The 14,122-nt window shown below is 37.0% G+C and carries 13 protein-coding genes and 2 tRNA genes; 8 read left to right on the forward strand and 7 right to left on the reverse strand.

The features are described from left to right. Window positions 1-117: 117 nt before the first annotated feature. Genes NBC122_RS00435 through NBC122_RS00445 form a run of 3 tightly spaced genes read right to left on the reverse strand, consistent with a single transcriptional unit; the run spans window position 118 to window position 2,064 of the window. Window positions 118-969, reverse strand: coding sequence for a hypothetical protein (locus NBC122_RS00435; protein ID WP_133438489.1), 852 nt, complete (start codon window positions 967-969; stop codon window positions 118-120). Continuing rightward, on the reverse strand, window positions 969-1,400 hold the full coding sequence (locus NBC122_RS00440) for a hypothetical protein (RefSeq protein ID WP_133438490.1): 432 nt from the start codon (window positions 1,398-1,400) through the stop codon (window positions 969-971). The genes NBC122_RS00435 and NBC122_RS00440 overlap by 1 nt, the downstream gene beginning before the upstream one ends. Before the next feature lie 4 nt (window positions 1,401-1,404). Beyond that, window positions 1,405-2,064, reverse strand: coding sequence for a TrmH family RNA methyltransferase (locus NBC122_RS00445; RefSeq protein ID WP_133438491.1), 660 nt, complete (start codon window positions 2,062-2,064; stop codon window positions 1,405-1,407). Window positions 2,065-2,345: 281 nt separating this feature from the next. Here NBC122_RS00445 and NBC122_RS00450 point away from each other — a divergent pair, with 281 nt between their 5' ends. Both NBC122_RS00450 and NBC122_RS00455 read left to right on the forward strand, forming a co-directional pair. Next, complete coding sequence (locus NBC122_RS00450) at window positions 2,346-3,362, forward strand: asparaginase (RefSeq protein WP_133438492.1); 1,017 nt, start codon at window positions 2,346-2,348, stop codon at window positions 3,360-3,362. Between the two features lie 106 nt (window positions 3,363-3,468). Beyond that, window positions 3,469-3,555, forward strand: a tRNA-Ser gene (locus NBC122_RS00455). Window positions 3,556-3,661: 106 nt separating this feature from the next. Here NBC122_RS00455 and NBC122_RS00460 read toward each other — a convergent pair. Both NBC122_RS00460 and NBC122_RS00465 read right to left on the reverse strand, forming a co-directional pair. Next, a complete protein-coding gene (locus NBC122_RS00460) occupies window positions 3,662-4,618 on the reverse strand; it encodes an ISAon1 family transposase (RefSeq protein ID WP_246012408.1) in 957 nt (318 codons plus the stop codon). Then, window positions 4,615-4,977, reverse strand: coding sequence for an ISAon1 family transposase N-terminal region protein (locus tag NBC122_RS00465; protein ID WP_133438493.1), 363 nt, complete (start codon window positions 4,975-4,977; stop codon window positions 4,615-4,617). Before NBC122_RS00465 ends, NBC122_RS00460 begins: the two co-directional genes overlap by 4 nt. A 695-nt stretch (window positions 4,978-5,672) precedes the next feature. Between NBC122_RS00465 and NBC122_RS14695 the strand changes: the two genes are divergently transcribed. The 3 genes from NBC122_RS14695 to NBC122_RS00480 all read left to right on the forward strand — a co-directional run bounded on the left by NBC122_RS14695 (window position 5,673) and on the right by NBC122_RS00480 (window position 8,628). Next, complete coding sequence (locus tag NBC122_RS14695; RefSeq protein WP_394345898.1) at window positions 5,673-5,834, forward strand: ATP-binding protein; 162 nt, start codon at window positions 5,673-5,675, stop codon at window positions 5,832-5,834. A 294-nt stretch (window positions 5,835-6,128) separates the two neighbouring features. Next, window positions 6,129-7,067: a 1-phosphofructokinase family hexose kinase gene (locus NBC122_RS00475; protein WP_133438494.1), complete on the forward strand. Its 939-nt coding sequence runs from the start codon at window positions 6,129-6,131 to the stop codon at window positions 7,065-7,067. A 508-nt stretch (window positions 7,068-7,575) separates the two neighbouring features. Next, entirely contained in the window at window positions 7,576-8,628 is a 1,053-nt protein-coding gene (locus tag NBC122_RS00480; protein ID WP_133438495.1) for a response regulator, read from the forward strand. 420 nt (window positions 8,629-9,048) lie between these two features. Here NBC122_RS00480 and NBC122_RS00490 read toward each other — a convergent pair. Together NBC122_RS00490 and mce are read right to left on the reverse strand one after the other, a co-directional pair. Next, window positions 9,049-9,122 (reverse strand) — tRNA-Ile (locus tag NBC122_RS00490). Between the two features lie 351 nt (window positions 9,123-9,473). Then, window positions 9,474-9,872, reverse strand: coding sequence for a methylmalonyl-CoA epimerase (gene mce, locus NBC122_RS00495; RefSeq protein WP_133438496.1), 399 nt, complete (start codon window positions 9,870-9,872; stop codon window positions 9,474-9,476). A gap of 278 nt (window positions 9,873-10,150) precedes the next feature. Between mce and rbfA the strand changes: the two genes are divergently transcribed. The 3 genes from rbfA to NBC122_RS00510 all read left to right on the forward strand — a co-directional run bounded on the left by rbfA (window position 10,151) and on the right by NBC122_RS00510 (window position 14,041). Further along, entirely contained in the window at window positions 10,151-10,513 is a 363-nt protein-coding gene (rbfA, locus tag NBC122_RS00500; RefSeq protein ID WP_133438497.1) for a 30S ribosome-binding factor RbfA, read from the forward strand. Between the two features lie 24 nt (window positions 10,514-10,537). After that, window positions 10,538-11,749: an ABC transporter permease gene (locus NBC122_RS00505; RefSeq protein ID WP_133438498.1), complete on the forward strand. Its 1,212-nt coding sequence runs from the start codon at window positions 10,538-10,540 to the stop codon at window positions 11,747-11,749. 252 nt (window positions 11,750-12,001) lie between these two features. Beyond that, window positions 12,002-14,041, forward strand: coding sequence for an endonuclease (locus NBC122_RS00510; protein WP_185145770.1), 2,040 nt, complete (start codon window positions 12,002-12,004; stop codon window positions 14,039-14,041). The last annotated feature ends 81 nt before the right edge of the window (window positions 14,042-14,122 follow it).

The following is a 14,122-nucleotide window of genomic DNA, read 5'->3' on the forward strand; positions in this document are numbered from 1 at the left end:
TTTATAATCGAATTTATCAATTTCTTTTTGAGTTTACACCTAAAGATTAATGACGCAGCAGCAACATTTAAATCTTCGAATAAAGACACAAAAAAAAGAATTTAGATTTTAAGAAATTTACAGTGTTGAAAATCTTAACTTATTCGTCAAAAAAGTATAAAACCAGTGATAGGGCAAAAACATAAACACCACACCATAGATAGTACTTTTCCAATCTGCAAAAACAAAAAACTTTGTATACAAATGAAATGATACGATAAATACCATTGCAAAAGTCAGAAATTTTCTATTGAAAGCCCCCAGAAAACAAGTAGTCTGAAACAGAATACCTAATAAAGTTAAAACAATCCACAAATTTTCATATTCATAGAAATCAATCATCCATTGAGGTAACATTCGATCAATAATATAATAGTTATATTCTGTATTGATTCGGGCAGCATTTCTTTCGTACCAAGATAAATCAGGTGAACCGGAAACTATGTCTTTTGTCATTGAAATAAATTTATACATTCCAGCTAACGAGTAAGTTATAAGAATTCCTAAATTCAAATACTGTACGAATTTATAATCACTTTCATTCAGTTCTTTTGGCAGTAAAAACATCGAGAAAAAATAAAATAAAACCACAATATGACTATGATGCCCCATTCCATGATAACCTGCAATTGGAAGATTTACCAAAAAAATAAAAACAAAGATGAGTATGTTGATCCAATATTTCTGCTGAAATAAGCTCCAGATCAAGAATAAACAAAGTAATAAACAAAGTCCACCAAAGTAAAATGCCGATGGAAAACTCGGAAACATCATAAGTTGAATCCAAACCTTTGGATTATAAAACTCCGGTAATCGCTGCGAATAGATTTTATAGCAACAAATTTGTTCCCAAATCCAATATAAAGTAAACAACCTAAACGCATAATAAGCAATCTGGTAATTGAATACTGTAAGTTTTTTATAATCCATCAAAATTCCGTTATAATTTCTTGATTTATTTTAATTTTTTCCTCATTAATTTTTTGAAAATTAAAGCTTTCCTCGACAAGAATATATTTTGAAAATTGTGGTGCGGTAATTTTTGCAAAATTCCGCAATTTCTTAAGATTTTGCTCTTTATCAATATTCATTTTGATATTTTTCCCATAAAGATTTATGATGCTGAATTTTGTATTTCCATCATAGGCCTCTTGATCAAAATTCATAATAAGCACAAGGCGTTTATTTTCCAATCCATAGATCCTAAATATTTTATCTTCTGTTGTTGATCCAAATGGCTTAGAGAATAATTTCCATGAGTAAAAGGGATAAACTTCAGCTTTTCCTATAGAAGTCAAATAATAGGTGACTGCCATAAAAAAAACACTTAAATAAAAAAGCAATGGTGTAAATTTCTTCATAGCTCTAAATTAAGTGTTTTTGAAACCTTTCCAATATTTTCTGCCCACTTGTAATTGAATTCACCGCCCAACGCACTTTCATTTCCCACAGTTTCTCTTCGGAAAGTTTGTAATCTAAATTCGACTTTATCAATTTCTGTTTGAGTTCATACATACAGATTGCCGCCGCAACAGAAACATTGAAACTTCGCGTAAATCCATACATGGGAATCGCTAAAGTTTCGTCAGCGAAATCTAAAACTTCCTTGCTGACTCCTTCTGCTTCGGTCCCAAAAACCAACGCGACAGGTTCTGTAATTTGAAAATCCGGTAAAAGCGTCGCATTATTTTCGTGAGAAACAGCAACAATTTTATAACCCCGGTTTTTAATTTCTTTTAAAGAATCGATGCTGTGCGGAAGCCGCTCTACTTCTACCCAGGTTTCTGCTCCTTTGGTGACGCGTAAATTGGGATTGAATTCATGCGCGCTTTCCATCGCGACAATTTTATGAAATCCACAGGCTTCTACGGAACGCACAATCGCCGCGGCATTCCTGAATTGAAAAACATCTTCGATCACAGGCAAAACAAAATCGGAACTTTCCGGAGCAAAATGATTGATTTTCCGGAGTCGCTCGTCGGTAAGAAACTGCTGGAGATACTCGAAGGTCTGCTTGTTTTTCATGGATTCAAAAATAAGGATTATTTGGAGTTAATTAAACCTTCGAGGTTTAAAAAAACAGTAAAGGTTTAAAAATAGGCAATGAGCAAACAAAGCTCGGAAAAGGTGAGAAGTTAAGCGCTGTTAGAGCTTTAAGCTCTAACAGCGCTCTTCAGGAGAGGAATTAAAACGAAGAACCCGTTTTTTTCAAAAAATATTGTCGACGATAATTCGTTCAGGAAATCAACAAAAAATCACCGGATTAGAAGTTTTATTATTCTCTAAAATACTGTATTTTTGAAGTTATGAAAAGAAAAGTGCTCCTGATTTATACCGGTGGAACCATCGGCATGGAAAAAGATTACGAAACCGGCAGCTTGCAGGCCTTCGATTTTGGAAATATCTTCCAGAAAATTCCGGAAATGAAATTGATCGAGTGTGAAGTTTCGGTATATCCTTTTAAAAAACCGGTCGATTCTTCGGATATGGGTCCAAAAGAATGGAAATTTATCGCCAATCATATTGGTGAAAACTATGATAACTACGACGGTTTTTTGATTCTGCACGGGACAGATACAATGTCGTACACCGCTTCTGTATTGAGTTTTATGTTGAAAAATTTAAAGAAACCCGTGATTTTGACAGGATCCCAGTTGCCCATCGGAGATTTGCGTACGGACGCGAAAGAAAACCTTCTGACGAGTTTGTATTATGCAAGTCTGTACGAAAATAACGAGGCGGTCATTCAGGAAGTTACGATTTATTTTGAATACAAATTACTGCGGGGAAACCGAACTTTGAAATATTCAGCAGAGTTTTTTGATGCTTATCAAACGCCGAATTATCCGGTTTTGGGTCAATCGGGCGTTCATTTGAATGTGAAGAAAGATTATCTGTGGCGAAACAAAACCGATGATCAATTTATGGTAGATGACCACATTTCGCAGGACGTTTTATTTTGGCGCATTTTTCCGGGAATGCATTTGAACCATTTTACGCAAATCCCCAATGTGAAGGTTTTGATTTTACAGGTTTTCGGTTCGGGGACTATTTTTAATACTCCAAAAACGCTAAAGACTTTGCAGATGTTGCGGGATCAGGGGACAGAAATCGTTGTCATCTCCCAGTGTGTTTCCGGCGGAATTAGTTTTGGAAAATATTCTAATTCTAATATTTTCACAAAAATCGGTGCGATCAGTGGTCACGACATTACAGCGGAAAGCGCCATTACAAAAGCGATGCACCTTTTAGACAATCCTAATTATGAGGGAAACTTTGCCGAAAACTTTGTGCGGAATTTGTGCGGTGAGGTTACTGAATAATCGCCACAGCAAGGAGCAAAAAGGGAGAATAAGTTTTTATTTGTAAAAATTACGGTTTTCCGTTTTTAGAATTCAATTAAATACCCTATTTTTGCAGTCTTCAATTAGAGAGGTGTCCGAGTGGTTGAAGGAGCTAGCCTGGAAAGCTAGTGTACGGGCAACTGTACCGTGGGTTCGAATCCCATCCTCTCTACAATATTTCTTCATAACCTACTGTTTTACAGTGGGTTATTTTATTTTACTCACTTTCCCTCCCAATATTCACCCCACATATTTAGGATCAGTAGCAAAAGTTGTGTTTATGCAAAAATATTTTGTAGTCTGAATAGAAAAAACGCCCGATCTCTGACTCCTCTAAAGTTGCTTCTAAATTTTTTAATTTTTGCATTGAAAGATTCTGCGGATGCATTCGTACTTCGATGATTGAAGTAGTTTAGGATATCATTATAGTGGATGGTAAAAGTTTTTAATAGGATAGCAAAAGATTTAAAGCCAGACGCTTCCACCTGGTGATACCATCTTGCTAATTTTAACATAGCGATTTCTTTGGTGTTTTTCTTGTGGTAGACGTTTCTTAAAGCTTCTGTTAGTTGGTAAGCGTGGTGGAGATCCGGATATTCACTGAATAGGATTTGGGCGCGTTCTTTCTGGGATTCAGTCCAGTGGAAGGAGCTCTTATACAGCAAATGCCTGCTTCGTGCCAGGAGCTGTTTTCTACTGTCTCCATTTGAATACCGTTCCGGTTGGTAGATTTCTTTATTTTTCCTGGCATTTAGGATGTCATCGCTTTCCTGCTCTATAGCTTTCCATCGCTGCTTGATACGGATTTCCTGCAGTGCTTCTGAGGCAAGTTGCTGTACATGGAACCGGTCAATGGTTCGTTTGGCATTGGAGAAGCATCTCTTGGCAATGAGTTTCATGGAACCGGCCATATCCAGAGTGATTTCTTTTACGTTTAACCTTAACCTACGGTTGATTTTCAGTAAATGTTCTATGATGGTTTCTGCACGAGTTTCTTTAATAATGGCAACCAGACAACCTTTTTTACCCTTCGCTTTTTTAGACGTGACCACGGTATAAAGTTCTCCGCTAGACAAGGCTACTTCATCTATCGACAAGGATTGTGACATGTTTTCGGGATAAATGAGCCACTCCTGTGCATGGGATTTCTCTTTCCAGGTTTTATATGTTTTTGTATTGGCGCTGGAATTTTTTACCCGCCACACCGTACATTTCAGCAATGGTTTTACAATCAAGAGGTCGGGTATCGACAGATTTCTTTTAAAAAATCGGCAAACCCCTTCGTTAAACGGGTGCCTTCTGCGACTAAGTTCCAGTCTCTCTGCACGATTTCCTTTGTCTTCTTATCCAGCCATCTGCACCTTTTAATATGCAAGTAAACGGCGTTTCCACGCAGGGGAAAATCTTGAATAGTAATCTCCTTATGGAATCCGTGTGCTATTAAAATTCGATTTGACACTTCTTTGGGAGGGTTATTTTTCTCCTCAAAATAAAGGTGCATCACTTCACCCTCGGTGGCTTGCTTGGTTAAATCAAAATGTTCAATTAAAAATTCAGGCAGAATATGTTTCAGCAGTTCCAGATAATGATCCAATGTTCTTAAAGTTTATCTCAATTTACACACAACTTTTGAGATTGATCCCATATTTATTTCTTGCAAAATTATTGAGAAGCCAGTCTTCTGTTTCTAAATTTCAAAAAAAAGTAAGCAGCATGGGAGGGGTACCACAAAAATGAGATTTTGGTGGGGGACTATCTCATATGTAGGTATATTCTCATTAAATGTTTTTTTCATAAATCATATTAAAAAAAAATCTGGTAATTCCTACTTCATAAAATCAAAAATACTACGTTAAATAGCATAGTCAATATGATTTTGAATTCGAATAGCAAAACCGTTCATAGTATTTTAAACCAACGAACCTACCACAAATTTTGCGCAACCACTTGATTTGAAGTCAATTAATATTATTCATTAAACATATGGCTTTACTTACAAAGCAAAAAAACTCTTCAATTATTAGTTGAGTGGGGTCTAAAGTGTTCGTTTATTAGGTTAATAGAAAAAACGGTCAAATTGACCACATATTTCGGAGTCAGTTATTTTAACACCAGTAAATTGTTTGCTAAATTGAAAATGGCAAAAGCAGATGGCTCTTATCTTCAGAAACTTGCCAAAATACAACCCTAAGAGATGATTATACTCGATGATTTTAGACTCCATGCATTAGCAGAAACAGAATTACTCTTTTCGAACTCATTGAAGACCGTCATAACAACAGTTCTATCATTGTAACCTCACAGTTTCGGGTTCAGGATTGGTATGATATTATTGGCGAAAAAACCATTGCTGACACTATTTTAGACTGGCTGATCCACCAATCTCACCGCCTCGAACTGAAGGTAGAATCGATGCACAAAAAAAGAGGAATAAACAGAGCCGAAAATTAATTATATTTGAATACAAATTAGCACATGAAAAACATCCGTTTTTACTACAAAAAAGAGATGTTCAGTTTAAACCGAATCTAGTGATCAATTACACCGAAGTTTGCATTTAAAAGGAGAAAAAAAGCCTGTTGTAATGAAATCTTTGTCTCATTCACGACGAGATTAAAAATTTTCATTATGATCAAAGACAGATATGTATATAAAATTTATTGGCAAGTGCATAATTAGTACTACCCGTAAAGTTTTTATCGCCGAGAAAATTACTGTGTGATGACATTAATAAAAAATACAACGATGAAAAAATCTGTTCTAACCATTACTTTAAATCCGTCAGTAGACAAAAGCAGCAGCGTACAAAACATAGTACCACGATTGAAACTACGGTGCAAAGCCCCCAAACATGAGGCAGGAGGTGGCGGCATCAATGTTTCCAGAGGATTAGCAAGACTGGGGATTTCCTCAGATGTTTTCTTTACCTCCGGAGGAAGAACTGGCCAGTTGTTGGAAGAAATACTCCAGACCGAGAGACTCCATACATTCCCGCTTGACATTTCCACAGAAACCAGAGAAAACTTTACTGTTACGGATACCGTTAGCAAAGAGCAATATCGTTTTATATTCCCCGGCGGAAAGCTTACCTTGAAAGAACAAAAAAAAATAACAGATTTTGTCGACAGGATAAATCCCTGTCCCGATTTTGTAGTGTTTAGTGGCAGCCTTCCACCAGGGGTTGATCCAATTTTTTTGAGCCAACTTGTTAATAAATGCAAAGCCAAAGGCAGTAACGTCATTGTAGACACCTCAGGGGAAGCGCTCAAAACTGCGATAGAAGCAGGTTTATTTTTAATCAAGCCCAGCGTACGGGAACTGAGTGCTTTTGTTGGAAAAGACAAGCTGGAAGACAGTGAGATAGAACAGGCCGCCCAACGTATAATTTCGCGGGGAAAAGCTAAAATAGTTGTCGTATCATTAGGTTCTGGCGGAGCTGTTTTATTTTCAGAAAATGAAAAGATTCAAGTTGCAGCTCCTGTGGTAAAAGTGAAAAGTACGGTGGGTGCCGGTGACAGTATGGTTGCCGGTATGCTGTCTGTCCTGATCAACGGAGGAGACCATAAAAAAATGATTTCAATGGGGATTGCATGTGGATCTGCTGCTACAATGACAGAAGGAACGGGACTGTTTACAAAAGAAAATGCAGAACGTCTTTTTAATGACATTCAAAATCAAAAATAAGTGTACTGGCCCCGATCTCATAAAAAATTATATCAAAAAATACAGACGGTAGATTTCGTGATTACCATATCTGCAGATGCACGATCAGCCTTACCCAAGATGGAATGCTTCTCTTCTAATATAAAAAAATGAACAATTTTTAAAATATATTTTCGGTATGCCGATTTTTGCCGATTCAGAAAGCAAAACAGAGCCCTTCCATATAAAAAATTTACATCTTTCCATGTTAATAGTTTAATTTAAAGATAAAGTTTTAACTTTATAACATTCAGTTACTTATAAATGATGAAAAGTGAAAAACTGTTGTATGCCATTATAGAAACTGCTGCTGAAAGTATTATTACCATTAACAGCATGGCAGAATAGAAAGCCTGAATTCCTTTGCTTTGACAGAAAAATCACCCTGTGAACGGTCAAATTCTTTTTAAAGGCAAAACTGGAATGGCCAGTAAATTCACCCTGTCATTTCATAAAATATAATGAACATTAATACTGTTTTTTTAAACCAATGGAAAAAAAACGCGTTCTGATTATTGAAGACAATGAAGACATCCGTGAGAATACTTCCGACCTTCTTACACTGGCAAGCTATGAAGTTTTCCAGGCGGATAATGGGAGAAAAGGGGTAGAAATGGCTATTGAACATATGCCGGATGTTATCCTGTGCGATATTATAATGCCGGAAATGGATGGGTACGGTGTCCTCCATCTGCTGAGCAACCGGGAAGATACCGCATTGATTCCCTTTGTTTTTATTACTGCAAAAACCGATAGAACAGAAATCAGAAAAGGAATCGAAATGGGAGCAGATGACTATCTCACAAAACCTTTCGATGATACCGAACTCCTGAGTGCAATTGAAAGCAGGCTGAAAAAGAAAGAACTACAGAAAAGCATGTACACCTCTACGCTCACCAAGATGACCAATCTATTTCTGGATTCACACGGCCTTGATGAATTAAAAAAATCATTTGACGAAAGAAAAATTAAATTCTTTAAAAAAAAGCAGATCATTTATTATGAAGGCGATCCTGCAAATACCGCTTATTTAGTTCTTTCAGGATCCGTTAAAACAACAAAAATGACTGAGGACGGTAAAGAACTGATGACAGGAACTTATCATCCCGACGACTATTTTGGAATTGTATCCCTGTTTTCTGGAAAAGAATATAAGGAAACAGCCGAGGTATTGGAAGATAGTACATTATGCTCTGTGCCAAAAGAAGTTATAGAGCAGCTGCTGCATAAATATCCTGACATTGCCGAAAAATTCATCACCATTTTAGCACAGAATGTTATTGATCACGAAGAACAATTATTACAGCTCGCTTATTATTCCGTCCGAAAAAGAATGGCCGAAGTACTGATCAAACTCCATGCGAATCATTCACCCACCAACTGTTTCGAAATCTCAAGAGAAAATCTTGCTGCGATGGCAGGAATGGCCAGTGAAACGGTAAGCAGGATTCTCAGCGATTTCAAAACAGAAAAACTCATTAATAAAAATGCAGGGGTGATTACAATTCTTAATCTCAAAGGTCTTCAAAAACTTAAAAATTAAAGTGCACTTCGACCCAAACTAATGCAAAGGCAGAAGGGAATATTTAGACCATCACCATTTGAGTATGACTTTAAAAAGAGGCTGAATATAATTCTTCCCAATCGGCGAAGCCGAGACTGCGCCTTAAAACAGAGTCAATTAGGAAATTTTGCGCCTTTGCTTTGCCAATGACAAAAAAATCTAAAAGCCCGCTGCGAGCGTCCCGCCCGTTCCCATCATCATTACAGATTTACATCAATTTCTAAAATCTCCTGATTTTCATCACAATAAATTCTTGCACTGCTGTATTTCCATTCCCAAGGCTCTATAACAAAACCACTTTTTCAAAATACCTTTTCAGTTTGGCACTGATGCAAAATAAAGATTTTTTAATAATAAAAAAGCACCTACATCGCTGTAAGTGCTTTATTTCCAATATTGTGGCCCCACCTGGGCTCGAACCAGGGACTTGCTGATTATGAGTCAGCTACTCTAACCAGCTGAGTTATAGGGCCTATCTTTATTTCAAAGAAATAGAAGTCTCAATTGGGATTGCAAAAATAGCGTTTTTTTTAAAAAATCAAAATTTATTTGAGGATTTTCCTGAGAAAGTTTTGATAAATGCAGTTTGAAGATTTTTTTTATCGCTAGCATTACTCATCATGAAAATTTTTAATCCCGTTCTGAGCAAAACAAAGGTTTCATTTACAAACACGCAGTTTTTCTCACTTTTTAATATTCAAAGGCTTTACACTTACCAAAGACGCAGGCTTTTCCAATCTTTTGATAAGGTTAATTGAAATCGGTTTAAAAAGTACACCATTCACTCTGCTTTGGCTCTTTTTACTTTTTACTTGGCTCTTACCTTAAGGTTTCTCCTGACACAGTTCTATTAAAATACCGTTCGTAGATTTCGGATGAAGGAAAACGATGAGTTTATTGTCGGCACCGTCTTTCGGTTCTTCGGAGATAAAGATGAATCCTGCCGCTTTTAAGCGTTCGATTTCTGTATAAATATTTTCTACTCCAAACGCAATATGATGAATCCCTTCTCCGCGTTTATCGAGGAATTTGGCAATGGCACTATCGGGATTGGTCGCTTCCAGGAGTTCGATTTTGCTTTCACCTAATTCATAGAAGGAAGTGGTAACGCCTTCCCTTTCCACGGTTTCCTGTTTGTAGTTTTCTTTGCCTAATAATTTAGCAAATAAGTCGTCCGATGTTCCTAAAGATTTTACGGCAATACCGAGATGTTCTATTTTCATAATGATGGATGTTGGGTGATGGATGCTGGGTGTTGGATGAGATCAAAAAAATTAAAGTCAGAATGATTTATTTTAAAGCGTTCTATTCTTATTTTATAACGGACATTTTTTTTAATGCAGTTTATCGGAGGACGAAGCGTATTTTTAAAGCTGCTTTTGCCAGGTTTAAATCAAACCGGACGGAATCCGGCCTCTATTTTCGCTGCTCTTTAATATGGTTAAAAAAATCTCGCCTGACGACGGGAAAATAATTCAAACAAAAGTAGTAAATTTGCGCCATGAACGAAAGCAACAGACAAAGAAAAGTCGCCCAAATTATACAGGAAGATTTAGCGGAATATTTCCGTAAACAAGCCTCAGAAAGCAAACAGTCCTTTTTAATCTCCGTTTCTGATGTAAAAGTAACGGCCGATTTGAGTATTGCTAAAGTTTACCTGAGTATTTTTCCGCCAGAGTTCCGCAAAGATATTATGAAGGAAATTTTGGTCAACAAATCAACTTACCGAAACTTCCTGGGGCAACAAATGGGCAAACAGGTCCGGATAATCCCGGAACTTAATTTCTACCTGGATACCACTTTAGACGACGTGGAAAAAATTGAAAAAGAATTGAGAGGCGAAGGTGATAATCCAATCCTTTAATCTGTTATAAATCGTTATTTCCTTTTGAAAAACACTTCATTTTATATCGCTACCCGCTATCTTTTAGCCAAAAAAGGTAGTACGGCCGTCACTTTCATTACGTGGCTCGCGGCAGTGGCGATGATGGTTGCAGTGGCTGCGATGTTTATCATCATCTCTGTTTTCTCGGGTTTAGAGGAACTCAACCAGGATTTAATTGCGAATGTGCACGCCGATATTACCATTAAAAGCAATACAGGAAAGGCACTGTCCAACATCGACAACGCAACAAAAATCATCGGACAAAATAAAAGCATTGCCCATTTCTCAAAAGTGATTGAAGAGAAGGCTTATATCCGTTTTCGTGAAAATGGAGATATCGCCAATTTGCGTGGGGTGGATTCTGCCTATATTTTTGTAAATCCCATCAATCAGAATATTTTATACGGTAACTATCCGAGTTTTAAATATTCGAACGAGGTGTTGATGGAAAACAAACTCGACAACCGTCTTACGATTCCCGTTGGTGAAGCTGCAGATTATGCCACGATTCTGATGCCCAAGCCAGGGACGGGAATGATCAGTAAAGAAGAAGATATTTTCACCAAAAGAGACATTATAGTTTCTGGTATTTTTCCCGGGAATGATCAACTTGACAATACCATTATTTCTCCTATTGAACTTGCGCGGGAACTTTTGAACTTGCCGAAAAACTCTGCCTATCAGATTGTTATTAAATTAAAGGATGCTGATAAAGCAGATGAAGTTAAAGAACAACTTTCGAAATTACTGGGTATGGACTATGATCTGAAAACCAAGAAAGAAGAAAATGCGGCTTTCTGGAAAATGATCAACACCGAAAAACTCTTTATCTATTTGATTTTCGCGCTGGTTATTTTCATTACCACTTTCAATTTGGCAGGAGCGATTATTATTTTACAACTGGATAAAAAAGAACAGGCGAAATCCCTTATTTCTCTGGGAATGAATTTCAAATCGCTGCGGAATATCTATTTCTATACCGGACTTTTAATTGTCTTTTTCGGCATTATTTGCGGACTGATTTTGGGAACTGCGATTTGTTATATACAGATCAATACCGGCTTCTTTAAAGCTGGCGCGAATACCGATTTGGCTTTTCCGGTTCGAATTAACACCCTAAACTATTTTATCGTCACCGCCACTGCAGGAATCTTTGGACTCGCGGTTGCATGGCTTTTCTCAAAGGTTAACAAAAGACATTTTAAAACCAGTTAAAACAGTATTAAAAACCGATATTCGCCATGGGTTTTCAATACTGTTTTTAATAATTAAATTCTTGGGGATTTTCAGCCAAACACATTTTTATTCTATTAAAAAAGTATTTTTTCTTAGCATTAAAAGACAGAATACTACAACATATCCCAGTTATCATTCTGAAAAACCTAAAAAAAATCAGCTTTATATAAAAAAGACATTTTTTCTTTACATTTTTATATACCTTTGCCCTCCAATTTTAATTTTTTTATAATGAAAAAACTCACTACTCTTTTACTGGGCTTCATGTTTTCAATAGCATCAGCGCAAGCTCCAGCTACTTATTATAACGGAACCGAAGGCTTATCGGGCTCCGCTCTGAAAACAAAACTAAGCGAAATTATCACGGCCGGTGCCAAAGACAAAGGTTATGACGGGTTATACAATGCGTATCCAACCACAGACACCGACAGCTTTTATGAAAATGACGGAACGGTTCTGGATATGTATTCCGAAAATCCTACAGGAACAGATCCTTACAACTATCGGCATGGTCAAAAAAAATGTGGTAACTATAGTGTAGAGGGTGATTGCTACAACAGAGAACATGTTGTTCCACAAAGTTTTTTTGGAAGTAAAGCCCCCATGGTTTCCGATGTTCATTTCATTCGTCCCACCGATGGAAAAGTAAACGGAATGAGGAGCAACTATCCTTTTGGTGTGGTAACAAATCCTTCTTTTAAATCAAAAAACGGAACTAAAGTCGGACCAAGCACTTCACAAGGTTATTCAGGAACAGTCTGTGAACCTATCGATGAGTTTAAGGGTGATATCGCAAGAATGGTTTTTTACTTTGTAACCCGATATGAAAGCAGACTTTCAGGATTCTCTTCCGGAGGCATGTTAGGAAATACGACTTATCCTGGCTTGCAGGAATGGGAAAAAAATGTACTCTTGACCTGGGCCGCTCAAGACCCCGTTTCGCCCGCAGAAATTGCAAGAAACAATGCATCCTATGTTTATCAAAATAATAGAAATCCTTTTATTGACCACCCAGAATGGATTCAAACAATATGGGGAACTCAGGTTATTGATAATGAAAACCCTTCTACTCCCACTAATTTAGTTTTAAATTCTCTTTCTACTGCGTCAGCTAATTTAGCCTGGACTGCTTCAACAGATAATATTGGAGTTGCTTATTATAAAGTATATGTTAATGGTACTTTTCACATGAACTCCAGCACCAACACGGTAACAGTTTCCGGATTGACTCAGGGAACCACTTACAGTTTCTATGTCATTGCTTCTGATGCTGCAGGAAATGTTTCCCCACAAAGCAACACCGTAACAGGGACGACTTTGATCGATACCCAAGCACCGACAGCACCAATGAATTTAACATTAGGTTCAGTAGGAACAAATAATATCGCCATAAGCTGGACTGCTGCAACAGATAATGTTGAAGTTGCTTCGTATGATATGTATGTAAATGGACAATTAACAGGTTCTACAACTTCTACCAATTCTAATATTGCCAATTTAGATCCTTCTACCGTTTACACCATTTATGTAGTTGCGAAAGATGCTGCAGGAAACGTTTCTCCAGCAAGTAATTCAGTAACAGCAACTACGCTGGCAATTGGCTTAAACTGTGGCGATGAAACCTTCGATTCTATCCCAGCAGCCTCCTCTACTTACTCCACTTATAACTGGACCAGCAACGGAATTTCATGGACTTCGGAAGACTCGAGAACAGATCAAACCATTAACGGAAAAGCGATTACCATCAAAAATGGTTTCCTTACAGCATTATCAGTTCCGAACGGAATTGGCGATTTAACAGTAACGACACAATTAAAATTTACGGGCAGTGCCGGTACTTTGAAAATTTTTGTAAATGATGTTGATACCGGAAAAACCATTCCATACAGCGCTACACAAACGACAACTACCGTTACAGGAATTAACATTTCCGGGAATATCGAAATCAGTTTGGTAAATTCAAATTCCAACAGAATTGCAATTGATGATATGAAATGGACCTGCTATAAAGATTTAGCAACCACTGAAAATGCAGTTACTAAATCTAATTTTACGGTCTATCCAAATCCAGTAAAAAATGGAGAATTGAATATCAGTGGTAAAGATTTAACAAATATTGCAACCGCTCAGATTTTCGATTACAGCGGAAAATTAGTTCAGACGGTTTCCCAGCCGTTTAAAAACAGCAATAAAATCATTCTTAAAAACTTGCCGAAAGGCGTTTATATTTTGAAAGCAGGAAACAGTAACGCGAAATTTATTATTGAATAATTTCAGGACTCCTGTTTTAAACAAAGACCGGTTTTTAACCCCATTATGGTCGGAAGATTTTTCTTCCGGCCTTTTTTTATT

Origin of the sequence: Chryseobacterium salivictor (assembly GCF_004359195.1) — a bacterium.
GTDB lineage: Bacteria > Bacteroidota > Bacteroidia > Flavobacteriales > Weeksellaceae > Kaistella > Kaistella salivictor.

Coding starts and splice junctions, on each gene's coding strand:
- NBC122_RS00445 (WP_133438491.1), bottom strand. CDS start 2,064: ATGAAAAACAAGCAGACCTTCGAGTATCTCCAGCAGTTTCTTACCGAC.
- NBC122_RS00480 (WP_133438495.1), top strand. CDS start 7,576: ATGGAAAAAAAACGCGTTCTGATTATTGAAGACAATGAAGACATCCGT.
- NBC122_RS00475 (WP_133438494.1), top strand. CDS start 6,129: ATGAAAAAATCTGTTCTAACCATTACTTTAAATCCGTCAGTAGACAAA.
- NBC122_RS00450 (WP_133438492.1), top strand. CDS start 2,346: ATGAAAAGAAAAGTGCTCCTGATTTATACCGGTGGAACCATCGGCATG.
- NBC122_RS00440 (WP_133438490.1), bottom strand. CDS start 1,400: ATGAAGAAATTTACACCATTGCTTTTTTATTTAAGTGTTTTTTTTATG.
- NBC122_RS00510 (WP_185145770.1), top strand. CDS start 12,002: ATGAAAAAACTCACTACTCTTTTACTGGGCTTCATGTTTTCAATAGCA.
- NBC122_RS00435 (WP_133438489.1), bottom strand. CDS start 969: ATGGATTATAAAAAACTTACAGTATTCAATTACCAGATTGCTTATTAT.
- rbfA (WP_133438497.1), top strand. CDS start 10,151: ATGAACGAAAGCAACAGACAAAGAAAAGTCGCCCAAATTATACAGGAA.
- mce (WP_133438496.1), bottom strand. CDS start 9,872: ATGAAAATAGAACATCTCGGTATTGCCGTAAAATCTTTAGGAACATCG.